Origin of the sequence: Brevundimonas sp. BAL450 (assembly GCF_015767455.1) — a bacterium.
Lineage (GTDB): Bacteria > Pseudomonadota > Alphaproteobacteria > Caulobacterales > Caulobacteraceae > Brevundimonas > Brevundimonas abyssalis.
Window position 1 is genome coordinate 42,760 of the sequence record NZ_JADWOW010000041.1, and the last position, 22,155, is coordinate 64,914.

Genomic DNA, 22,155 nt, shown 5'->3' on the forward strand with positions numbered 1-22,155 from the left:
CAAGAGTTCCGATCCATGCGCGTCTTCCTGGCCTCCATTCCCCTGACCGACGTCCGCGTCGCCGTGATCGGCGGCGGCGAAGCGGCGCTGGCCAAGCTGCGTCTGTTCACCACCTCGCCCGCCGCCCTGTCGTGGTTCGCCGTCGGCGAGGTGGCCGACCGCCGTGAGTGGCCCAATGGCGCGCCCGAGCCGGTCTTCACCGAGCCCACCGCGGAGCATCTGGCCGGCGCCCGGCTGGTGTTCATCGCGGTGGAGAACGCGGGCGACGCCGCCCGTCTGGCCGCTATGGCCCGCACCACGGGGGCCCAGGTCAATGTGGTGGACCGCCCGCACCTGAGCGATTTCCAGACCCCGGCCCTGATCGATCGGGACCAGGTGGTGGTGGGCGTGGCCACCGGCGGGCTGGGCCCCATTCTGGCGCGTGACCTGCGCTCGCGCATCGAGGCGGTGCTGCCCGCCGCGCTGGGCCCGCTGGCCCGGCTGGCCGGCGAACTGCGCGAGACGGTCAAGGCCTCGGTGCCCGACTTCATGGCGCGCCGCCGCTTCTGGGAGCGAGCGTTCCGGGGCCCCGCCGCCGATCTGGTTGCCCACGGCCGCGAGGCCGAGGCGCGCCGCGAGATGCTGCGCCTGCTGAACGTGGCGGCGCCCGAGCACGGGGTGGTGCACATCGTCGGCGCCGGGCCGGGCGATCCCGAACTGCTGACGCTCAAGGCGCTGCGCGTGCTGCAGGACGCCGACGTCATCATCCACGACCGGCTGGTCTCGGATGCGGTGCTGGAACGCGCCCGCCGCGACGCCAAGCGCATCTATGTGGGCAAGGCCAAGGGCGACCATTCGGTGCCCCAGCGCGACATCGAGGCCCTGATGATCGCCGAGGCGAAGTCCGGCCACCGGGTGGTCCGTCTGAAGGGCGGCGACCCGTTCGTGTTCGGACGCGGCGGCGAGGAGCTGGCGGCCATGCAGGCGGCGGGGGTTCAGGTCCATGTGATCCCCGGCATCACCGCCGCTTTGGCCTGCGCCGCGTCTGCGGGCATTCCCCTGACCCACCGGGACCACGCCCAGGCAGTCAGCTTCGTCACCGCCCAGCCGAAACCGGGCGGGGAGGCGGCCCACTGGGCCTCGCTGGCTACGGCCAATCACACCGCCGCCATCTACATGGGCGCCGGCCTGGCGGATCAGGTCAGCGCCAGCCTGATCGCCGCGGGCCGCGCGCCCTCCACCCCCGTGGCCATCGTCGAGAACGGCACCCGGCCCGAGGAGCGGGTGCTGACCGGACGGCTGGACGATCTGGGCGGACTGGTGGCCCGTCACGCCGTCACCGGCCCCGCCATGCTGTTCGTGGGCGAGGTGGCGGCCTTCGCCGAAGCCTTCGTCGAGCCGGCCCGTCAGCTTCAGGAGGCCGCGGCATGAAGGTGCTGACCGCCAACCGCCTGTCCGACGGTCGCGTCCTGTACTGGGGCGCGCAGGGTCTGGCCACCGAAGCCCTGGCCGAGGCCCTGTGGCTGGACGACGCCGAGGCCGAGCGCGCCCTGGCGTCCGCCGCCGCCCGGCCCGACCTGTTCGTGAACCCCTATCTGGTGGAGGTGAACGCGGGCGAGCCTTCGGGCCGCGACCGCTTCAAGGAGTTCATCCGCTCCACCGGGCCCACGGTCGGCCACAGCCGTCCCGACATCGAAGGGGCCGCCTGATGTACCGCTATGACGAGTTCGACCATGCCCTGGTCAGCGAACGGATCGCCGAGTTCACCGATCAGGTCCGCCGCCGCGTCGACGGCCGCCTGACCGAGGACCAGTTCAAGCCCCTGCGGCTGATGAACGGGGTCTATCTGCAGTTGCACGCCTACATGCTGCGGGTGGCGGTGCCCTACGGGACGATGAACAGCGCCCAGCTGAAGAAGCTGGGCCACATCGCGCGGGTCTATGACAAGGGCTACGGCCATTTCACCACCCGCACCAACATCCAGTACAACTGGCCCGCCCTGTCGGACCTGCCCGCCATCCTGACCGAGCTGGCCGAGGTCGAGATGCACGCCATCCAGACCTCCGGGAACTGCATCCGCAACGTCACCACCGACGTCTTCGCCGGGGCCACGGACGAGGAGATCGAGGACCCGCGCCCGTGGTGCGAGATCATCCGGCAATGGTCGACGATCCACCCGGAATTCTCGTTCCTGCCGCGCAAGTTCAAGATCGCCGTCATCGCCTCCGAGACTGACCGCGCCGCCATCCGCACCCACGACGTGGGGCTGCAGATCGTGCGGGGCGAGAACGGCGAGACGGCCTTCCGCGTCTTCGTCGGCGGCGGGCAGGGGCGACTGCCCCACATCGCCCAGGAGATCGCCCCCGCCGTGCCGGGCCGCGAACTGCTGGCCTATCTGACCGCCATCCTGCGCGCCTACAATCTGCTGGGCCGGCGCGACAACATCCACAAGGCGCGTATCAAGATTCTGGTGGCCGCCCTGGGCATCGACGCCTTCCGCGAGGAGGTGGAGCGCCAGTTCGAGACCCTGCGCCACGAGGATCTGCGCATTCCGGACGACGAGCTGGCCCGCATCCAGGCCTATTTCGCGCCGCCGCCGTTCGAGACCCTGCCGAAGCACTCCGGCCCGTTCGACCGGGCCCTGCTGGCGGATCCTGACTTCGCCCGCTGGAGCCGCAACAACGTCCGTCGCCACCGCGCGCCCGGCTACGCCAGCGCGATCATCTCGCTGAAGCCCGTGGGCGGCGTGCCCGGCGACATGACGGCGGACCAGATGGACGTGGTGGCCAAGCTGGCCCGGCGCTTCTCCTTCGACGAGGTGCGCGCGGCCTATGAGCAGAACCTGGTGCTGCCCCATGTGAAGCTGGACGACCTGCCCGAGGTCTGGCGCACCCTGCATGCCCACGGTCTGGCCACGGCCAACGCCGATCTGGTCACTGACGTCATCGCCTGCCCGGGGCTGGACTACTGCAGCCTGGCCAACGCCCGCTCCATCCCGGTGGCGCAGGCCCTGTCGAAGCGGCTGGCCGATCTGGACTTTCAGGAGAAGCTGGGCCCGATCCGCGTCAACATGAGCGGCTGCATCAACGCCTGCGGCCACCACCACGTGGGCCACATCGGGGTGCTGGGCGTCGACCGGAAGGGCGAGGAATTCTACCAGATCACCGTCGGCGGCTCGCCCGACGAGCAGGCGGCCCTGGGCGAGATCGTGGGCAAGAGCCTGCCCGCCGAGGACGTGGCTCCCGCCATCGAGCGGGCCCTGAACCGCTACCTGGCCATCCGCCACGAGGGCGAACGCTTCATCGACACCGTGCGCCGCACCGGCGCCGAACCCTTCCGCGAGGCCATCTATGAGGCTGCTTGATCCCCTGCCCGAAACCGACGAGCCGGACGGCGCCATCCCGGGCGACACGCCGCTGGCCGAGGTCGAGGCGGCGGCTGTCGGCGCCAACCGCCTGACCATCCGCTTCGGCGCCTTTCGCGACGGGCGCGGCTTCTCGCTGGCGTCGATCCTGCGCGAGCGGGGCTATGGCGGCGAGCTGATCGCTGCGGGCGACCTGCTGCCCGATCAGGCCCGCCATCTGAAACGCTCCGGCTTCGACGCCGTGCGGCTGAACGCGGGCGCCGACCCAGCGGAATGGCGCGCCATGTTGGCGGTGATCGACACGGTCTATCAGCCTGCGTCTGACGTCGCCGTTCCGGTCTGGCACCGCCGTGCGGCCGTGGAGACGCTGGAGCAGAAGGCCGCCCGGCTGGACGCCCGCTATCGCGACGCCGATCCCGAAACAGTGCTGGCGGCGGCGCACCGGGAGTTCCCCGGCCGCATCGCCCAGCTGTCGTCCTTCGGCGCCGAGGCGGCGGTCAGCTTGCATCTGCTGGCGCAGGTCGATCCCGCCACGCCCGTCCTGTTCCTCGATACCGGCCAGCATTTCCTGCAGACCCTGTCCTATCGCGATAAGCTGACGGCCCGTCTGGGCCTGACCAATGTGAAGATTGTTCTGCCCGACGCCGCCGAGCGCGCGGGCGAGGACCCGAAAAACGATATGTGGCGCTCCGACCCGGACGCCTGCTGCGACCTGCGCAAGGTCCGTCCCCTGGGCCGCGCGGCGGCGGCCTATGACGCCCTTATCACCGGCCGCAAGCGCTATCAGGCGACGACCCGCGAACGGCTGGCCGTGTTCGAGGTTCTGGATGGTCAGGTGCGGGTCAATCCGCTGGCCAATCTGGACGCGGACGAGGTCGAGGCGCGCTTCGACGACCACGACCTGCCGGCTCATCCGCTGGCTGATCAGGGCTACGCTTCGATCGGTTGCTGGCCCTGCACCCGCGCGGTGCGGTCGGGCGAGGATGCCCGCGCGGGCCGCTGGTCCGGCGCCGACAAGGTGGAGTGCGGCATTCACTTGAGCGCCCGCGCCGCCTGATCCCGGTCGCGCCGCCGCCTGCGGCGTCCTATATGTCTCGTCTCCCACCTGCCCGGATGACAACCATGCCCGTCACCCAGTCCGTCGCCGACCTGATCGGCAACACGCCCCTGATCAAGCTGAAGAAGGCGTCCGAACTCACGGGCTGCACCATCCTTGGCAAGGCCGAGTTCCTGAACCCGGGCCAGTCCATCAAGGACCGCGCCGCGCTGGGCATCGTCACCGCCGCCCGCGCCTCGGGCGAACTGCTTCCCGGCGGGGTGATCGTCGAGGGCACGGCGGGCAACACCGGCATCGGCCTGGCGCTGGTGGGCGCGGCGCTGGGCCACCCCGTGGTCATCGTCATCCCCCGCACCCAGACCGAGGAGAAGAAGGCCGCCATCCGCGCCCTCGGCGCCCGGCTGGTGGAGGTGGACGCCGCGCCCTTCTCCAGCCCCAACCACTTCGTCCATTATTCCGGGCGGCTGGCGAAGGAGCTGAACGAGACCGAGCCCAACGGCGCCTTCTGGTCCAACCAGTTCGACAACACCGCAAACCGCAACGCCCACTACACCGGCACCGCCCCGGAAATCTGGGAGCAGACCGAGGGCAAGGTCGACGCCTTTGTCAGCGCGGTGGGCTCGGGCGGCACTATCACCGGCGTCTCGGCCTTCCTCAAGGAGCGCAACCCCGACATCCGCATCGCCCTGGCTGACCCCATGGGCGCGGCGCTCTACAGCTGGTTCACCACCGGCGTCATGCAGGGGGCGGGCTCGTCCATCACCGAGGGCATCGGCGTGGCGCGCATCACCGGCAATCTGGAAGGCTTCACGCCCGACCACAGCTATCAGATTCCCGACGAGGAATTCCTGCCCATCGTTTTCGACCTGATCCTCGAAGAGGGCCTGTCGCTGGGCGGCTCCAGCGGAGTCAACATCGCCGGCGCCCTGCGGCTGGCGCGCGAGATCGGCCCCGGAAAGACTATTGTCACGCCCCTGTGCGATCCCGGCACGCGCTATGCGTCCAAGCTGTTCAACACCGACTTCCTCAAGTCGAAGGGTCTGCCCCTGCCGCCCTGGGCCGCCGGCGTTCCGGCCGAGGCGGCGGCGTAGGCTCGCTCTAGGCTTCGGTCTCCATCGAAGCGTCGTACTGGCCGAGGCTGGCCAGGCTGTTCATTTTCGCACGGTGGGCGAAGGCGGCCTGGGCCTTGGCGGCGTTGGCGTTGTCGCCGCCCCAGGCGCGCTGCGGCGCGGCCTGAAGCGCGCGGCCGTAAGAGAAGGTCATCTTCCAGGGGAAACCGCCGATGCGGTTCATGGCGTCCAGATGAGCGGTGGCCTGTTCGTCGGTCTGACCGCCGGACAGATAGGCGATGCCCGGGACCGATGACGGCACGGTGGCCTTGAGCGCGGCGATGGTGCGCTCGGCCACCTCGTCCACCGTCGCCTGACGCACGCTGCCCTTGCCCGAGATGACCATATTGGGCTTCAGCACGATGCCCTCCAGCGCCACGCGCTGCTCGAACAGCTCGCTGAACACCGTCTGCAGCACCTGGCGCGTGACCTCGTCACAGCGGTTGATGTCGTGGGGGCCGTCCATCAGCACCTCCGGCTCCACGATCGGCACGATCTGCTCCTGCTGGCAGATGCGGGCGTAGCGGGCCAGGGCGTGGGCGTTGGACTTGATGCAGGTCCAGGTGGGCACGCCGTCGGCGATCTCGATGACGCCGCGCCACTTGGCGAAGCGCGCGCCGCGCTCGCGGTAGGAGCGCAGGCGCTTGGACAGACCATCCAAGCCCTTGGTGACCGTCTCGCCGGGGAAGCCGGCCATCTTGGTCGCGCCCTTGTCCACCTTGATGCCGGGGATGGCGCCGGAGGCGTTGATCAGGTCCACCAGCGGGGTGCCGTCGGCGGCGTCCTGGAACAGGGTCTCCTCGAACAGGATGACGCCCGAGATGTGGTCCTTCATGGCGTCCGCGCGGAACATCAGCTCGCGATAGTCGCGGCGGTTGTCCTCGGTATTCTCCACCCCGATGGCGTCAAAGCGCTTCTTGATGGTGCCCGTGGATTCGTCCGCCGCCAGGATGCCCTTGCCGGGCTGCACCATGGCCGTCGCCACCGCGTTCAGAGCCGCGAGATCCATGCCGAAATACCCCTGAATATGTTGTTTTGCCGCTGTCTAGCGTCCGGCGGCGGCAAAGTCACGCCGCGTTACAGGAAGATCAGCCCCCGTATTTCGCGGCGTCCTCGTCCGAAATGTCCTCGTTGGAATAGACGTTGGCCACGTCGTCCTCGGCGTCCAGGGCGTCCAGCAGCTTGAACAGGGTGCCGACCGCTTCGCCGGTGACCGGAACCTCGGACTGGGGCTTCCAGACCAGGGCGGTGGACTTGGGATCGCCCAGAACCTTGGACATGGCCTCGGCCACCTCGTTCAGATCCTCGAAAGCGGTCCAGATGGTGTGGCCGGGCGCATCCTCGTAGATGTCGGGCTTGACCAGATCGCTGTGCACATCCTGGGCGCCCGCCTCGATGGCGGCTTCCATGACGGCGTCCTCGGTGCCCGCCTCGGCCGGATAGCGGATCTCGCCGACCCGGTCCCACATGAAGGCGACGGAGTTCATTTCGCCCAGGGCGCCGCCGTTCTTGGTGAAGGCGGCGCGGATGTTCGACCCCGCGCGGTTGCGGTTGTCGGTCAGGGCCTCGACGATGATGCCCACCCCGCCGGGGCCGCGGCCCTCGTAGCGGATCTCCTCCATGGTATCGACGTCGCCGCCGGCCGCCTTGCTGATGGCGCGCTGGATCACGTCCTTGGGCAAACTTTCGGCCTTGGCGTTGTTGACCGCCAGGCGCAGGCGCGGGTTCAGCGCCGGGTCGGGCAGGCCGGACTTGGCCGCCACGGTGATTTCCCGCGACAGGCGCGAGAACAGCTTGGAGCGCACCGCGTCGGCGCGCCCCTTGCGGTGCATGATGTTCTTGAACTTGGAATGGCCGGCCATGCGGAACCCCGGAATCTGGGTCGGAAAGGGAAGGGCGCCATCTAGCGCAACCCGTTCAGCCTAACAAGGAACCGGTGCGCCGGCCGGGGATTAGACCTGGATCAGCCAGCTGGAGGGATGACATGGCCGCCGAAGACGTTCTGATCGACGAAGACGACGAAGCCGACATCGTGGAATGGTACGAGGCCCGGCCCGTCACCGTCTCGACTGCCGTCGCCACCGGCGCAGTGGTCACCGCCTTCGCGTTGGGCGTGCTGACCGGTGTCGGCGCCTTGGCGCTCATGGGGTGGCTGGACGACTGACGATCCGTGGAGGCCGGACCGGTCCGAGCCTTCGATGGGATTTGTCAGGGGTTCTTGCGAGGGGTTTCGGGCCTATCGCCGTACTCCTGCTCGTCCCTTGCCTCCCGCAGCTTGAACGCCATTCTGGCAACTAGCGCGAACATCCCAATCAAAGCTCCGAACCCAATGCAAAACGCACTTTCGGCAAACGAGACATAAGAAATGGCCAGATTGACGGAGCCAGTGTTGGCTCCGCCGATGAAGGTGTTCATCAGGTTGTAGGCAGCAGCGTAGACGCCCATGAGGGGAGCTAGTAGGGCCAGCGTTGTCGTCGTTACTAGCGTGCCGGATTTGACCCTTCCTTCAGTCAGAATTTCTGATGCCGCCAGCACGATTAAAAGACAGGCAAACGCGACCAAGATGAGCAAATTAAGCTGAACCACCGGGTCCATATCCAGAACAAGACGGGACAACGTAAGTCTGCTTGAGAATTCCGAAGTTGGGCCGATCATGGACAGCTCCTGCGTCAACTGGCGTCAGGACGAATGGATGACATGAAAATCAAACGGCCGGAATCGCCTGACTCAATCGGCCGCCGACCCGGATCGGCTCGACGCGCGTGGCGAGGCCCGTGCGGTCGTCCGTCTCCACATAGACCCCGCAGACGGTTGCCGGGCCGCTTGCCGGCACGTAGCGACCGCCGGACAGGCGGGTGGTGAAGCGGCGCAAGGGCTCTTCCTTGTCGTTGCCGATGACCGAGTCGTAGTCGCAGCAGCCGCCGGCGTCGGTCTGGTAGGCGGTGCCGCCCGGCAGGATCTGGCAGTCTGCGGTGGGGACGTGGGTGTGGGTGCCCACCACCAGAGAGGCGCGGCCGTCGCAGAAATGGCCCATGGCCATCTTCTCGCTGGTGGCCTCGCAGTGCATGTCCACGATCACGGCGTCGGCGACCACGCCCAGCGGCGCGGCGTTGAGCTCACGCTCCACCGCGCTGAACGGGTCGTCCATGGGGTCCATGTGAATCCGGCCCAGCACATTCATGACCAACACTCGACGGCCGTCCGATGTCGTGAACACGTCGGCGCCACGGCCCGGCGCGTCCATCAGGCGCGGGTAGTTAGCCGGTCGGATCAGGCGCGGCTCGCGCACGATATAGGTGAGGGCCTCGCGCTGGTCCCAGGAGTGATTGCCCAGGGTCAGGACGTCGGCGCCGGCGTTGAAGATGTCACGCGCCGTGTTCTCGGTGATGCCGAAGCCGCCCGCCGCGTTCTCTGCGTTGACCACCACGAAATCCAGCTTCAGGTCGCGGCGAAGGCCCGGCAGGTGATCGGACAGCCCGTCACGCCCGGACTTGCCCACAACATCGCCGAAGAAAGCCAGTCTCATTCAGATACCCTTTTGCGCGGTCCTATAGCCCGCTTCGGTCAGGACTCCATCCAGAGGCTGGTCGTGGGCGTCCATGGGCAGGTTGTCCATTTCCTGGGCCGCATAGGCCAGGCCGACGGCGGCGATGCGGGGCATGCGGTCTTCTGCACGCAGGGCCCCTAGCGTCCGGTCGTAATAGCCACCGCCCTGGCCGAGCCGTCCGCCTGCGGCGTCGAACGCGAGCAGCGGCACCATGATCAGGTCGGGGATGATCTCGCCGGCCAGGTCCAGCGGCGCCGGGCATCCGGCCTGATCCAGCTCCAGAGGATCGCCGGGGCGCCAGCGGCGAAAGACCAGCGGGGCGTCGCGACGCACCACCACCGGCAGGGCCAGTTCCAGCCCGTGAACCATCAGGGCGCGGGCCAGAGGGGCAGCGTCCATCTCCGAGCCCAGCGCGCCATAGAGGGCGGCGGTGAGGGTTCGGTCGGAGGCGTCTGTCGCGAAGTCGCCGGTGCTGGAAAACAGAGCATCCAGCATGGCGCCCACATGCTCCACCAGCCGCTCGGCAGCGTAGGGGTTGGCGTCGGCGGCCTGTTTGCGGCGGCCCCGCATGGCGGCGCGAAGATCGGCTTTGACGGTCACGATCCCAGCCTAGCGTATTTCGGGGGAAAGGGTTGGCGGCGCCGCGAGAGCCGTGAAGGACGGTTTGATCCTCTCGAGCCTGGATAACCAGGTGGGCGCCGTATGCCCGGGCCCACGAGCCCGGACAGGGACAACTCCCTTCGAGTGAATTAAGGCCGCGAGGATATGTTGCCTTCGACGTGAGCCACAGCATGACCCGCCACCGCGCAAGATAGGCGCGAGCGGTGTCTTCAACAAGGCGGATCAGATCCCAGCTGCGATCTTCTCGATCCGTGCGGCGACGGCGTTCAGAGCCTCGGCGACCCCGGCCTCGGAGGGCGCAGCGGCGGGGGCGGGGGGAGTCTCGCCCATACGGGCTTCCTGAAGCTGGTCCGCCAGCACCAGGGCGGCCATCAGGAACAAACGGATGTCGCCCACCTGGCCCACGTCGGCAGCCACGTCGCGCACATGGTTGTCGAACTGCTTGGCCAGGATGCGCACGCGCTCTTCCTGCCCGTCAGCGCAGCCCACCCCATAGGGCCGGCCGTTGATCTCGACGGTGACGGTGGCCATCAGCCCTCTCCATTCAACATGGCGCGGACCTCGTCGGCGGCGCGCGACAGGGCTCGGGACGCCTCATCGGCGGCGGTCTCCAGTTCGGCCACGCGGGCGGTGCTCTCGGCATTGGGGGCGGCGCCGCCGGATCGCGGTGCGAACAGGTCGTCGTCGGCCACGTGCGCCGGCCGCGCCTTCAGCTCACGCACCTTGCGCTCCAGATCGTTCAGCGCACGGTCGATGCGGGCCCGTGCGGCCTCGACGGCGTCAGCCATGCTCAAATCCTCCAGTTTTCGTATAGAACCCGAAGGCGCGTCGGGGTAAAGCGGCGCCGCCCCCGTTTACTATTCATTCTTCGAGAGGTCCGCCGCCGTGGCCGAGCCCCAGACCACCCGCACTCCGTCCGCCAAGCCCTCAATGCGCCAGATGGCCGATGCGATCCGGGTTCTGTCCATGGACGCGGTGGAAAAGGCCAACAGCGGCCACCCCGGCATGCCCATGGGCATGGCCGATGTGGCGACGGTGCTGTTCTCGAAATATCTCAAGTTCGACGCCAGCCGTCCGGACTGGGCGGACCGGGACCGGTTCATCCTGTCGGCGGGCCACGGCTCGATGCTGTTGTACAGCCTGCTGCACCTGACCGGTTACAAGGCCGTGACCAAGGAGGAGCTGTCCAACTTCCGCCAGTGGGGATCCAAGACGGCGGGTCACCCGGAGTACGGCCACATCCCCGGCGCCGAAACCACCACCGGTCCGCTGGGCCAGGGCCTGGCCAACGCCGTGGGCTTCGCCATGGCCGAGCGGCACCTGAACGCGCGCTTCGGCGAGGATCTGGTGGACCACCGCACCTGGGTCATCGCCGGCGACGGCTGTCTGATGGAGGGCGTCAGCCAGGAAGCCATCGGCATCGCCGGACGGCTGAAGCTGAACCGGCTGACCGTGCTGTGGGACGACAACGACATCACCATCGACGGCGCGGTGCGCCTGTCCGACGCCACCGACCAGCTGGCGCGCTTCAAGGCCTCGGGCTGGGCGGTCAAGGCCATCGACGGCCATGACGAGGGCCAGATCCGCCGCGCCCTGCTGTGGGCCACGCGCCAGGATAAGCCGACCCTGATCGCCTGCAAGACCAAGATCGGGCGCGGCTCCGCCACCATGGAAGGCAGCCACAAGACCCACGGCGCGGCCCTTGGCGCCGCCGAGGTGGCCGCCACCCGTCTGGGTCTGAACTGGGATCACGCCCCGTTCGACCTGCCGGACACCATCGAGAAGGCCTGGCGCGCCGTGGGCCGCCGGGGGGGCAAGCTGCGCAAGGCCTGGGAAGGCCGTCTGGCCGCTCACCCACAGGCGGACCACTTCACCCGCGCCATGAAGGGCGATCTGCCCGCCGGCGCCTTCGACGCCCTCGACGCTAAGATCGCCGAACTGGTGGAGACGAAGCCGGCCCAGGCCACACGTCAGTCCTCGGGCGCCGCCTTGACCGAGCTGTTCGGCCGCATCCCCGAGATGATCGGCGGCTCGGCCGACCTGACCGGGTCCAACAACACCTACGTCAAGGACACGCCGATCCTCGACACGCCGGACTATTCCGGCCGCTATGTGAACTGGGGCATCCGCGAGCACGGCATGGCCGCGGCCATGAACGGCATGGCGCTGCACGGCGGCGTGATCCCCTACGGCGGCACCTTCATGGTGTTCTCCGACTATTCGCGCCCGTCCATCCGCCTGGCCGCCCTGATGGGCATCCGGGTGGTGCATGTGCTGACTCACGACTCCATCGGTCTGGGCGAGGACGGCCCCACCCACCAGCCGGTGGAGCATCTGGCCGCCCTGCGCGCCATTCCCAACCTGCTGGTGTTCCGCCCCGCCGACACGGTGGAGGCGTTCGAGTGCTGGAAGCTGGCGCTGGAGCACCGCACCGCCCCGTCGGCCCTGGCCCTGTCGCGCCAGAAGACCGACGCGGTGCGCGTCACCGCGTCAGACGAGAACCTGTGCGCCCGGGGCGCCTATGAGTTGCGCGCCGCTGACGGCGAGGCCAAGGCCACCCTGTTCGCCACCGGCACCGAGGTTCCGCTGGCGCTCAAGGCCCGCGACACCCTGCAGGCCCAGGGCGTGCCGACCCGGGTGGTCTCGGTGCCGTGTTTCGAACTGTTCGAGCAGCAGCCGAAGGCCTATCAGGACGCCGTAATCGGCCGCGGCACGGTCCGCGTCGCCGTCGAGGCCGCCATCAAGCAGGGCTGGGAGCGGTTCATCGGCGAAGACGGTGGCTTTGTGGGCATGTCGTCCTTCGGCGCCTCGGCCCCGGCCCCGCGCCTGTACGAAGGCTTCGGCATCACCGCCGATGCGGTGGTGGAACAGGTGAAGGCGCGGCTGTAAGGCCCGGCTTCAAGGGAGACCGACGATGAGGAGCCTGTTGGGGATGCTTGTCGTCGCCGCCTTCCTGACCGGGGCTGCGCCCGCTGCGCGCGCGCAGGAGACGACCCCTGAGGCGCCCCCCGAGACGCCCATCGTGATCGGGACCTCCTACGCCTTGGCCTCCTCGATCTATGGGACCGCGCGCGAGATCAACGTCTGGCTGCCGCCGGGCTATGACGACAGCGCGACCGCCTATCCCGTCCTCTACCTGCTGGACGGCGGGGTGACGTTTCAGGACTTCCACCACATTTCCGGCATCGCCCAGCTGGGCACCGTCAACGGCACGTCGCGCGATGTGATCGTCGTCGGGATCGCTTCGGCAGACCGGCGCAACGAGCTGGCGCTGCCGACCGAAGACCCGGCGCTGATCTCTCGCTATCCGACGCAGGGGCAGTCCGGTCGCTTCCGCAGGTTCATCGCGGAAGAGGTACAGCCCTTCATCGAGGGTCGCTTCCGGACGAATGGCGAGACCGCGCTCATGGGCGAGTCGCTGGGCGGCCTGTTCGTGGTGGAGACCTTCCTCAAGGAGCCGCAGATGTTCGACGCCTATGTGGCGGTCAGTCCAAGTCTGTGGTGGGACGGCGGGCGGCTGGCGCGGCAGGCGGGCGCGCATCTGAGGGATCACGCCAATGATCCGCGCACCCTGATCCTGACGTTGGGCGACGAGGGTGCTGAAATGCAGGCGCCCATGGACGTTCTACTGGCCAATCTGCGGGACCACGCCATACCCGGTGTGACCTGGGACTTCACGCCGCGCCCGACCGAAAGCCACGCCACCATCTATCACGGGGCCGCGCTGGAGGCGTTCCGACGCCTGTATCCGGCGCCGCAGACTGGAGACTGACCATGCGCATCGGCACCCCTCTATCCGACACCGCCGTGCGCGTGATGCTGCTGGGCGCGGGCGAACTGGGCAAGGAAGTGGCCATCGAGCTGCAGCGTCTGGGCGCCGAGGTGGTGGCGGTTGATCGCTATCCCAACGCCCCGGCCATGCAGGTGGCGCACCGCAGCCACGTCATCCCCATGACCGACCCGCAGGTGCTGAACGGGGTCATCATGGCCGAGGCGCCGCACATCATCGTGCCCGAGATCGAGGCCATCGCCACCGACGTGCTGGCCGCCATCGAGGCGGCGGGCATGGCCACGATCATCCCCACCGCCCGCGCCACGCAACTGACCATGAATCGCGAAGGCATCCGCCGTCTGGTCGCCGAAGAGCTTGGGCTGCTCACCAGCCCCTACGCCTTCGCCGGTTCGGCCATGGAGATTGCGGACGCGGCTCACCGCATCGGCCTGCCGGTCTTCGTGAAGCCGGTCATGTCCTCGTCCGGCAAGGGCCAGAGCTATGTGGAGGCGCTGGAGGACTGCGCCAACGCCTGGGCCTACGCCCAGTCCGGCGGCCGGGTCGAGACGACGCGGGTGATCGTCGAGGGGCGCATCGACTTCGATTTCGAGATCACCCTGCTGACCGTGCGCTCCCTGCGCGACGGACAGGTGGTCACCGATTTCTGCGACCCCATCGGCCATCGTCAGGTCAAGGGCGACTATGTGGAAAGCTGGCAGCCCCAGCCCATGAGCTCCGCCGCCCTGACCGCTGCGCAGGACATAGCCCGCGAGGTCACCGACGCGCTCGGCGGCCTCGGTCTGTTCGGCGTCGAGTTGTTCGTGAAGGACGATCAGGTCTGGTTCTCCGAGGTATCGCCCCGACCGCACGACACGGGGCTGGTGACGCTGGCCAGCCAGCGTTTCAGCGAGTTCGCCATCCACGCCCGCGCCATCCTGGGCCTGCCGGTGGACGTGAGCCGCACCGACATCGCCGCCAGCGCCGTGATTTATGGCGGCATGGACGCGCAGGGCATCGCCTTCGAGGGCGTCGACCACGCCCTGTCCGTGCCCACCGCCGACATCCGCCTGTTCGGCAAGCCCGAGAGCTTCGAGCATCGCCGCATGGGCGTGGCCCTTGCCCGGGGCGACACCACCGATCAGGCTCGCGACCGGGCGCGCGAAGCCGCCTCCAGGGTCAAGCCGGTCAGGGGTTAGCGGCCAGCCGCGCCACAGCCGCCGCAAGGATCACGTCCTCGTCCGCGCGCCGCTGGGCCAGAGTGGGGACGATCTCCACGTCGGGGATCACGCCGCGTCCCTCCAACACCACACGCGACGGCGTGCGCAATTCGTGGACGCCTACGCTGAGCCGCCCGCCGTCGGGCAGGTTCAGGGTGTTGGACAGAACCACAATGCCGGTGGTCTGCTCGCCCATCACCACCGCGCGCCCGGATTCTTGAAGCGCGGCGGCCAAGATCTCGGATGCGCTGGCCGAACCGCCGTCAGCCAGGATCACCAGCGGCCCCAGCCAGGGCGCCTCGGCGGGCTCGGCCTCATAGCGCAAATCGATCAGGCGTCCGGTGCGCAACGCCGCGGTCTGTTTCCGCTCAATCAGCCCGCCCATGATCCGCAGCATGGCGTTGATCTGGCCGCCGTCATTCTCGCGCAGGTCGATAATGACGCCGGACGGGTTCTCGGCCGCCGCCATGGCCAACTGCTCGAGCACCCAGTCGGCGGTGGGGCCGTCGAAATCCTCGAAGGCCACATAGATCACGCCGCCGTCCAGGCGCTCCACGGTGCGTCGCGGCTCGGCGGGCAGGATCTCCCCGGTCAGGGATCTGACCTGGCGTGCGCCATGCTCGTCGGTGAACACCGCCTCGTCCACGCGGCCGTCGGCGGGCGGGGCCGCACCTTCCAGCGGTCGTCCGTTGAGGGTCTCCAGCCGCCAGCCGATCTGGACCCCGGCCTCCACCGCCGAGCCGTCCCCGCGCACTGAATGGACGAACCAGCCGTCCGGCGACCAGCGCAGGGCCATGCCATAACTGGCGTGATGGTCGCCCCGCTCGATGGCTTCGTTTCGTTGGCGGCGGTGGGGCGCCATGGCGTTGGTGTGCCGGTCGTCCAGCACCTCCAGCACCTCGTTGAAGCTGTCATAAAAGGCGAACTCGTCGGCCTGGGCGACCACCGCCTCGCGCCGCTGGGCCGCCACGACGGGCCAGTCCACGCCGTTGAAGTCGGCACGGTAGAACAGCTGTTCCACCCAGGCCGTCGCTGCGTCATAGACCTGTTCGTTCACCGCCCGCCGCTCGGCCGACCCGTCCGCCACCACCACCGGCGCCGGCGTCGGCTCGCCCGACCGCACATAGGGCAGCGCACTCTGGCACGCGGCCAGCACCAGGGCGGTCAGGCCGATCAGGATCGGGGACAGGCGGATGCACGGCATCATGCGGTCAAGCTAGACACATCGTATATGGTCGGGAACTGCAAAGTTGAGGGGCGGATCAGACGACTGCGGCCGGCATCCCTTCCACGCGCAGCCGCGCCGCGTCCCGTGCGGGCGGCGCCCCGAACAGGCGGACGTATTCTCGCGAAAATTGGGAGGGGCTATCGTAACCGACCTGAAAGCCCGCGCCCTGGGCGTCGCAGGCCTCGCTCAGCATGAGGCGGCGGGCTTCCTGGAGACGGATCTGCTTCTGATACTGAAGGGGGCTCATGGCGGTCACCGCCTTGAAATGCTGGTGCAGGGCCGAGGGGCTCATGCCCACCTCGCGGGCCAGGGCCTCGATGCTGAACGGACGATCATAATTGTCGCGGATCCAGGCGATGGCGCGGGTCACATGGGACAGGCGGCTGTCGGGCGCGCCGATCTGACGGACGACGCCCGCCTGATCCCCGGTGAGCAGCCAGTAGTGGATTTCGCGTCGGATCAGGGGCGCCAGCACTGCGGCATGCCCGGGGTTGTCCAGAAGTCGCACCATGCGCACTGCCGCGTCCGCCAGTTCTGGCGTGGTGCGGCTGAGATGCACCCCACGCGAACCTTCGCCGCCCGGCGCGGGTGGGCGGGCCGCCATCAAGTCTATCAAGACCGCCGGCTCCAGGTCGATGCGCAGGCAGAGGTAGGGACGCTCGGTCGAGGCCTCGGTCACCTGGCCGGTCAGTGGAAGGTCGACGGACACCACAAGGTGGGATGCGGCGTCGTAGCGATAGGTCTCCTCGCCCAGCATGACCACCTTGGCGCCCTGGGCGATGATGCATACGGCCGGCTGATGCAGAACGGGAATCCGTTCTGTCGGCTGCCCCTGCCGAATGAGCGCCATGCCGGGAACAGCCGTATCGAACATGCCGTCTCCGGGCGTGTGTCGGGCGATCAGTGAGGCGAGTGGCTCCATGTTCCCTGCATTCCACCGCCAGATGCCGGGTGCAACGGGCCATGCCGCACAGTGGAGGATCGTGCAAGAATCCGAAAGGACCATTCTAACGCGTCCGCATGTCCACGCCCTATCCCGGTCTCGTCAGACCAAGGAGGCAAACATGACGGAAGCAATGAATAAGGTGGTGCTCGTGTCCGGGGCCAGCAGCGGCATCGGCGAAGCGATCGCCCGCGAGTTGGCCGGGGCCGGCGCCCGGTTGGTGATCGGCGCGCGGCGGCTGGACCGGCTCGAAGCCCTGAAGGCCGACATCGAGGCGGCGGGTGGCGAGGCCATGGCCCGCACCCTGGACGTGACCTCGCGCGAGGATGTGCAGGCCTTCGTGGAGGCGGCCCGCGAGCGCTTCGGCCGGGTGGACGTGATCGTCAACAACGCCGGCGTCATGCCGCTGTCGCCGCTGGCCGCCCTGAAGGTCGACGAGTGGGACCGCATGATCGACGTCAACATCCGCGGCGTCTTGCACGGCATCGCGGCGGCGCTGCCGATCATGGAGGCGCAGGGCGAGGGCCAGATCATCAACATCGCCTCGACCGCCGGGCACCAGATCCTGCCGACCGCGTCGGTCTATTGCGCCACCAAGTTCGCGGTGCGGGTGATCTCGGAGTCCCTGCGTCAGGAGACGGACAAGGTGCGGGTGTCGGTGGTGTCGCCGGGCGTGACCGTGTCGGAGCTGGCCGAGACCATCACCCACGCCGACACCGCCGCCTTCATCGACGAATACCGCAAGAAGGCGATCCCGGCTGAGGCCATCGCCCGCGCGGTGCGCTTCGCCATTGAACAGCCGCCCGAGGTGGACGTGAGCGAGATCATCGTCCGCCCGACCGCGACCACGGTCTGATCCCGTCTAGGGCGAGGACGCCATATCCTCGCCCTCGACGTACGTCGCCTAGTCCTCCCTGCGTTCCCGGCGGAGCATCCTGTGCTGCCCGTGTTCCCCGTCTTCCAGATAGCCGGAGCCGTCGGCGTCCATGCGGCGGAAGGTTTCGCCCATGCGGGCCAGGAACTCGGCCTCCGACACGCGGCCGTCGCCATCCGTGTCCATGGCGTCCGACCCCTCGCCCAGCATCATGATGCGCGGGCCGTGCTCGCCGCCGCTCGCGCCGCCGCGTACGATGCGGCGCACCTCCACGCGGGTCTCGCCGTCCGAGCGTTCGATGATCACCGGCCCGCCCTCGCCATGCCACTCCATCGGGCCGTCTTCGCCAGAGCGGAACATGAAGACGTGACGGTCGCCGCCCTCGCCCCCGCGAACGCCCTGCGCCAGGGCCTCGGTGGACACGCGCCCGGCGCCCTCGGCGTCGATGCGCGTCCAGGCGGTCATCATGGGCATGAGGAACTCCTCGCGCGTGACATAGCCGTCGCCGTCGCGGTCCAGCCCGCCTTCACTGCCCGCTCCGTTCAGGACCATGACGCGGGTTTCGGTGCGGTTCTCGGCTTCCTGCGCCCCGGCGGCGGGGGCGATAAGCATGAGGGCGGCGATGGCGGCGGCTGTGCGCATGAGAGGTCTCCCGTTGAATGCGCCTTCGAAAGGGCGCGGATACGACCTGATGAACCACGCGCCTTGCGGGGATATTTCACTCGACCCCGCCTTTGTTTCAGCCTTGAAATACGGTCGCCGCGACCGCCTTTCACAATGAGGGCCATGACTGACACCCAAGCCCGCCCCCGCCTTCTGGTCGTGGATGACGACCCCGGCATCCGCGAGGTGCTGTGCGACTATCTGGACCGACACGGCTATGCGGCCGAGCCCGCCGCCTCGGCGGCCGAGATGGACCGGGCGCTGCAGGCGCGGCCCGCCGACCTGGTGGTGCTGGATGTAATGATGCCCGGCGAGGACGGCCTTTCCGCCTGCCGCCGCCTGGCCTCTCGGGGGCAGGCGGTGGTCATGCTCTCGGCCATGGGCGAGGAGACGGATCGCATCGTGGGGCTGGAGCTGGGCGCCGACGACTACCTGGCCAAGCCTTGCAATCCCCGCGAACTGCTGGCGCGGGTGCGGGCGGTGCTGCGGCGGCGCGACGGCTCGGCCCCCGTGGGCGAAGCGCCGGTGCTGGCCTTCGCGGGCTGGCGGCTGGATCTGACCCGCCATGAACTCACGGCACCGGACGGACGCGCCGTGACCCTGACGGCGGGCGAGTTCGCCCTGCTGCACGCCTTGGTGCGACGGCCCGGCCGGGTCATGAGCCGCGATCAGCTGCTGGACGCCGCCTTCGGCCAGACAACAGACAGCTTTGACCGCGCCGTGGACGTGCAGATCAGCCGCCTGAGGAAAAAGCTGGACGACGGCTCGGGCCGGTCGCTGATCGTCACCCGGCGCGGCGAGGGCTATCTGTTCGACACCCCGGTGACGCAACGATGAGGCGCCGGTTCTCCCGATGGGCCGCGCCGCCGGTGCTTGTCCAGGTGGCGGCTTTGGCGGCGGTGGCGGTGATCGCGGCCCAGGCCGTGACCTTCACTTTGATCGTCCTGGCGCCCGAGCCGCGCCCGGCCGGCTTCGGCGTGCCCGCCGCCGCCGAGGCCCTTAGGGGAGGCGAGAGTGAAACCTCGGACGGCCGCCGCCTGCGCCGTCGCATCGCTGCGGAACCGCCCGCTGCGCCCCAGACCTCGCCCCTCGAAGTCGCGCTGGCCGCGGCCCTCGCCGAACGTCTTGAAGTGGAGCCTGAGGCCGTTCGTGTGCGGCTGGAGCCGCCGCGCCGCGATCGTTTCGCACCGACCTTGCGGGGCCCCGCCCCGGGTGGCCCGGGCCGGCAACGCAGCGAAAGCTTCGTTTTCGTCCAGCGCGACGAGCAAGACAGACCGCCTGTCCCCGCTCCGCCGTCCGCCGTGGCCCAAGGCGAAATCCATACCGAGGTTCGGGTCATTCGTCAGGGAGAAGCGGGGGCGCCGATCCGCATCGAGCGGGGTGGGACCGGGTTCACCTTGCTGGCCGAGCATCTGACCTTCGCGCCCTTCACGGCGGCGCTTCAGCTTGAGGACGGGCGATGGGCCGTGGTGGCGCCGCCGCGCGGCCTGCTCAGCCCGTGGCAGGCGCGCATCCTGATGGGGCTTCTGATCACCCTGGCCCTGCTGGCGCCGCTGGTCTGGATCATGGCCCGGCGTCTGACCCGGCCCATCCGCCTGTTCGCGGAAGCCGCCCAGCGCCTGGGCGCAGATCCCGAGGCCGAGCCCCTGACCCCGTCCGGCCCGCGCGAGGTGCGCACCGCCATGGCCGCCTTCAATGACATGCAGGACCGAATCCGCCGTCACGTGGCCGAGCGGACCCAGACCATCGCCGCCATCGCCCACGACCTGCGCACGCCCCTGACCCGCCTTCGTTTCCGCGCTGAACAGGCCGAGCCCGCTGTACGCGACCGCATGGCCGCCGACATCGAGGAGATGGACGCCCTGATCGCCCACGCCCTGGCCTATGCGCGGGGAGAGGACGGGGGGCAGCTGCGCTCCCGACTGAACCTGACCCGGCTGGCGCGCGAAACCGTCCGCGACTTCGCCGAGACGGGCGCCGGGGTGACCATGACCGGGCGCAAGGCGGTGGCGGTCACGGGCGATCCCGCCGCCTTGCGCCGCGCCTTGGCCAACCTCATCGACAACGCCGTCAAGTTCGCCGGGGCCGCGCGGCTGCGAATGGAGACAGGCGACGGCGTCGTATCTGTCCTGATCGAGGACGATGGCTCCGGTGTGCCGCCGGACCAGGTCGAGGCCCTGTTCGAGCCGTTCAGCCGGGGGGAACGATCCCGCAATCGCCAAACCGGCGGCGCCGGCCTCGGCCTCGCCGTCGCGCGCCAGATCGCCCGGGCCCACGGTGGGGAAGTGATGCTGGAAAACCGCCCCGGCGGCGGCCTGACCGCCCGGCTGACGCTGCCTGCGGCGCGCGAAACCTGACGCCGTAACCCTCGCTTGCCCAGCGTGACCGTACGCGCCCTTGAATCCTCGGCCCGTCGGCGTCACTAAGACGCCAAACAAACATCGCCGTCAGGCCCTTCAGGAGGTTCCACCCATGACCGTTCGCGTCGCCATCAATGGTTTCGGCCGTATCGGCCGTCTGGTCCTGCGCTCCATCGTCGAACACGGGCGCCGCGACATCGAGGTGGTGGCGATCAACGATCTGGGCCCGGTGGCCACCAACGCCCACCTGCTGAAATACGACTCCGTCCACGGCCGCTTCCCCGGCCCGGTGGAGTCCGGCGACGACTGGATCGACGTGGGTCTCGGCAAGATCAAGGTCACGGCCGAGCGCGACCCGGCCAACCTGCCGCACAAGGACCTGAACGTGGACATCGCGTTCGAGTGCACCGGCCTCTTCACCTCCAAGGAAAAGGCCTCGGCCCACCTGAAGGCCGGCGCCAAGCGCGTGCTGATCTCGGCGCCCGGCGACGGCGCGGACAAGACCATCGTCTACGGCGTCAACCACGACACCCTGACGGCGGACGACATCATCGTGTCGAACGCCAGCTGCACCACCAACTGCCTGGCCCCAATCGCCAAGGTTCTGCACGATCTGGTGGGCATCGAGCGCGGCTACATGACCACCATCCACGCCTACACCGGCGACCAGCCGACGCTGGATACCATGCACAAGGACCTGTATCGCGGCCGCGCCGCCAGCCTGTCCATGATCCCCACCTCCACCGGCGCGGCCAAGGCCGTGGGTCTGGTGCTGCCGGAGCTCAAGGGCAAGCTGGACGGCTCGTCCATCCGCGTGCCGACCCCCAACGTCTCGGTGGTGGACCTGAAGGTGGTCGCCGGCCGCGACACCTCGGTGGACGAGGTCAACAAGGCGCTGCAGGCCGCCGCCGACGGCGCCATGAAGGGCGTGCTGTTCACCACCACCGATCCGGTGGTGTCCAGCGACATGAACCACATCGCCGCGTCCTCCACCGCCGCCCTGCCGCAGACCCAGGTCATCGACGGCTCGCTGGTGCGCGTCCTCAGCTGGTATGACAACGAATGGGGCTTCGCGACGCGGATGTCTGACACGGCGCTGGCGATGAGCAAGCTGATCTGATGGAGCCGGGGGCGGATATCCTCCTCCGGCTGTCCGCCCAGCGTGCCCTGCTCGGCGCCGTCACCCCGAATCTGAGATCGTTCTCGGTCGAGATGAATGGTGGAACAGTCGCCTGTCAGGCTGTCTTTGAAGAAGCGCCTGCGGCCGAAGAGATCGATCTGATCCAGTCTGCGGGCGCTGAAATCATCGCTGATTTCGTGGACGCGACGATCGACGAGCGATTTATCGTCAGCGCCGATCAGGCGACGCCCAAGGCTCTCATCTATCTGATTTATCAGCGGCATGAGCCGCAGGAATGACC

Annotated in this window: 24 protein-coding genes and 1 other RNA gene; 14 read left to right on the plus strand and 11 right to left on the minus strand. The window is 68.7% G+C overall.

The genetic code is table 11. The features are described 5' to 3' along the window. Window positions 1-15 precede the first annotated feature (15 nt). From cysG to IWC96_RS04085, 5 genes are all read left to right on the plus strand, one after another. Window positions 16-1,410, plus strand: a complete 1,395-nt coding sequence (gene cysG, locus IWC96_RS04065; RefSeq protein ID WP_196838390.1) for a siroheme synthase CysG — start codon at window positions 16-18, stop codon at window positions 1,408-1,410. After that, complete coding sequence (locus IWC96_RS04070; protein ID WP_021698236.1) at window positions 1,407-1,688, plus strand: DUF2849 domain-containing protein; 282 nt, start codon at window positions 1,407-1,409, stop codon at window positions 1,686-1,688. Before cysG ends, IWC96_RS04070 begins: the two co-directional genes overlap by 4 nt. Then, on the plus strand, window positions 1,688-3,343 hold the full coding sequence (locus IWC96_RS04075) for a nitrite/sulfite reductase (RefSeq protein WP_021698235.1): 1,656 nt from the start codon (window positions 1,688-1,690) through the stop codon (window positions 3,341-3,343). Before IWC96_RS04070 ends, IWC96_RS04075 begins: the two co-directional genes overlap by 1 nt. Next, entirely contained in the window at window positions 3,330-4,400 is a 1,071-nt protein-coding gene (locus IWC96_RS04080) for a phosphoadenylyl-sulfate reductase (RefSeq protein WP_196838391.1), read from the plus strand. The genes IWC96_RS04075 and IWC96_RS04080 overlap by 14 nt, the downstream gene beginning before the upstream one ends. A 65-nt stretch (window positions 4,401-4,465) precedes the next feature. Then, the gene (locus IWC96_RS04085) at window positions 4,466-5,491 is read left to right on the plus strand and encodes a cysteine synthase A (protein WP_021698233.1); all 1,026 of its coding nucleotides are present in this window, start codon (window positions 4,466-4,468) and stop codon (window positions 5,489-5,491) included. 7 nt (window positions 5,492-5,498) lie between these two features. On the opposite strand, the gene IWC96_RS04090 is transcribed toward IWC96_RS04085, so the two are convergent. Beyond that, window positions 5,499-6,518 carry a class I fructose-bisphosphate aldolase gene (locus tag IWC96_RS04090; RefSeq protein ID WP_021698232.1) on the minus strand — a complete coding sequence of 340 codons (1,020 nt, stop codon included), beginning with the start codon at window positions 6,516-6,518 and terminating at the stop codon, window positions 5,499-5,501. Window positions 6,519-6,597: 79 nt separating this feature from the next. Beyond that, the gene (locus tag IWC96_RS04095) at window positions 6,598-7,371 is read right to left on the minus strand and encodes a YebC/PmpR family DNA-binding transcriptional regulator (protein ID WP_021698231.1); all 774 of its coding nucleotides are present in this window, start codon (window positions 7,369-7,371) and stop codon (window positions 6,598-6,600) included. Window positions 7,372-7,493: 122 nt separating this feature from the next. On the opposite strand from IWC96_RS04095, the gene IWC96_RS04100 reads away from it, so the two are divergent. Then, the gene (locus IWC96_RS04100; RefSeq protein WP_196838392.1) at window positions 7,494-7,673 is read left to right on the plus strand and encodes a hypothetical protein; all 180 of its coding nucleotides are present in this window, start codon (window positions 7,494-7,496) and stop codon (window positions 7,671-7,673) included. 44 nt (window positions 7,674-7,717) lie between these two features. On the opposite strand, the gene IWC96_RS04105 is transcribed toward IWC96_RS04100, so the two are convergent. The 6 genes from IWC96_RS04105 to IWC96_RS04130 form a co-directional block, all read right to left on the minus strand. After that, entirely contained in the window at window positions 7,718-8,164 is a 447-nt protein-coding gene (locus tag IWC96_RS04105) for a hypothetical protein (RefSeq protein WP_148291529.1), read from the minus strand. 49 nt (window positions 8,165-8,213) lie between these two features. Then, complete coding sequence (locus tag IWC96_RS04110) at window positions 8,214-9,035, minus strand: TIGR00282 family metallophosphoesterase (RefSeq protein ID WP_021698229.1); 822 nt, start codon at window positions 9,033-9,035, stop codon at window positions 8,214-8,216. Continuing rightward, window positions 9,036-9,656, minus strand: a complete 621-nt coding sequence (locus tag IWC96_RS04115; protein ID WP_021698228.1) for a 5-formyltetrahydrofolate cyclo-ligase — start codon at window positions 9,654-9,656, stop codon at window positions 9,036-9,038. A gap of 34 nt (window positions 9,657-9,690) precedes the next feature. Beyond that, window positions 9,691-9,852: non-coding RNA, 6S RNA (ssrS, locus tag IWC96_RS04120), on the minus strand. A 47-nt stretch (window positions 9,853-9,899) separates the two neighbouring features. Next, window positions 9,900-10,208 carry a cell division protein ZapA gene (locus tag IWC96_RS04125; RefSeq protein ID WP_021698227.1) on the minus strand — a complete coding sequence of 103 codons (309 nt, stop codon included), beginning with the start codon at window positions 10,206-10,208 and terminating at the stop codon, window positions 9,900-9,902. Continuing rightward, the gene (locus IWC96_RS04130; RefSeq protein ID WP_021698226.1) at window positions 10,208-10,465 is read right to left on the minus strand and encodes a hypothetical protein; all 258 of its coding nucleotides are present in this window, start codon (window positions 10,463-10,465) and stop codon (window positions 10,208-10,210) included. The genes IWC96_RS04125 and IWC96_RS04130 overlap by 1 nt, the downstream gene beginning before the upstream one ends. Before the next feature lie 151 nt (window positions 10,466-10,616). Between IWC96_RS04130 and tkt the strand changes: the two genes are divergently transcribed. The 3 genes from tkt to purT are packed head-to-tail and all read left to right on the plus strand — an operon-like array spanning window position 10,617 to window position 14,645. Continuing rightward, complete coding sequence (gene tkt / locus IWC96_RS04135; RefSeq protein WP_045319281.1) at window positions 10,617-12,566, plus strand: transketolase; 1,950 nt, start codon at window positions 10,617-10,619, stop codon at window positions 12,564-12,566. Window positions 12,567-12,591: 25 nt separating this feature from the next. Then, window positions 12,592-13,449, plus strand: a complete 858-nt coding sequence (locus IWC96_RS04140; protein WP_045319278.1) for an alpha/beta hydrolase — start codon at window positions 12,592-12,594, stop codon at window positions 13,447-13,449. Further along, window positions 13,446-14,645: a formate-dependent phosphoribosylglycinamide formyltransferase gene (gene purT, locus IWC96_RS04145; protein ID WP_200865123.1), complete on the plus strand. Its 1,200-nt coding sequence runs from the start codon at window positions 13,446-13,448 to the stop codon at window positions 14,643-14,645. Before IWC96_RS04140 ends, purT begins: the two co-directional genes overlap by 4 nt. Here the strand turns inward: purT and IWC96_RS04150 are convergent. Next, window positions 14,635-15,870, minus strand: a complete 1,236-nt coding sequence (locus IWC96_RS04150) for a S41 family peptidase (protein WP_231378844.1) — start codon at window positions 15,868-15,870, stop codon at window positions 14,635-14,637. The genes purT and IWC96_RS04150 overlap by 11 nt on opposite strands. A 58-nt stretch (window positions 15,871-15,928) precedes the next feature. Beyond that, window positions 15,929-16,768 carry an AraC family transcriptional regulator gene (locus IWC96_RS04155; RefSeq protein ID WP_021698221.1) on the minus strand — a complete coding sequence of 280 codons (840 nt, stop codon included), beginning with the start codon at window positions 16,766-16,768 and terminating at the stop codon, window positions 15,929-15,931. A gap of 190 nt (window positions 16,769-16,958) precedes the next feature. Between IWC96_RS04155 and IWC96_RS04160 the strand changes: the two genes are divergently transcribed. Further along, a complete protein-coding gene (locus IWC96_RS04160; RefSeq protein ID WP_021698220.1) occupies window positions 16,959-17,693 on the plus strand; it encodes an SDR family oxidoreductase in 735 nt (244 codons plus the stop codon). Window positions 17,694-17,741: 48 nt separating this feature from the next. Here the strand turns inward: IWC96_RS04160 and IWC96_RS04165 are convergent, their stop codons facing one another. Continuing rightward, window positions 17,742-18,353, minus strand: coding sequence for an EF-hand domain-containing protein (locus IWC96_RS04165; RefSeq protein ID WP_196838393.1), 612 nt, complete (start codon window positions 18,351-18,353; stop codon window positions 17,742-17,744). A 144-nt stretch (window positions 18,354-18,497) separates the two neighbouring features. On the opposite strand from IWC96_RS04165, the gene IWC96_RS04170 reads away from it, so the two are divergent. The 4 genes from IWC96_RS04170 to IWC96_RS04185 all read left to right on the plus strand — a co-directional run bounded on the left by IWC96_RS04170 (window position 18,498) and on the right by IWC96_RS04185 (window position 22,153). Next, window positions 18,498-19,211: a response regulator gene (locus IWC96_RS04170; RefSeq protein ID WP_081703517.1), complete on the plus strand. Its 714-nt coding sequence runs from the start codon at window positions 18,498-18,500 to the stop codon at window positions 19,209-19,211. Continuing rightward, window positions 19,208-20,731, plus strand: a complete 1,524-nt coding sequence (locus IWC96_RS04175) for an ATP-binding protein (protein ID WP_196838394.1) — start codon at window positions 19,208-19,210, stop codon at window positions 20,729-20,731. Before IWC96_RS04170 ends, IWC96_RS04175 begins: the two co-directional genes overlap by 4 nt. 115 nt (window positions 20,732-20,846) lie before the next feature. Then, window positions 20,847-21,854: a type I glyceraldehyde-3-phosphate dehydrogenase gene (gene gap / locus IWC96_RS04180; protein ID WP_196838395.1), complete on the plus strand. Its 1,008-nt coding sequence runs from the start codon at window positions 20,847-20,849 to the stop codon at window positions 21,852-21,854. Continuing rightward, window positions 21,854-22,153, plus strand: a complete 300-nt coding sequence (locus IWC96_RS04185; protein ID WP_196838396.1) for a hypothetical protein — start codon at window positions 21,854-21,856, stop codon at window positions 22,151-22,153. Before gap ends, IWC96_RS04185 begins: the two co-directional genes overlap by 1 nt. Window positions 22,154-22,155 lie beyond the last annotated feature (2 nt).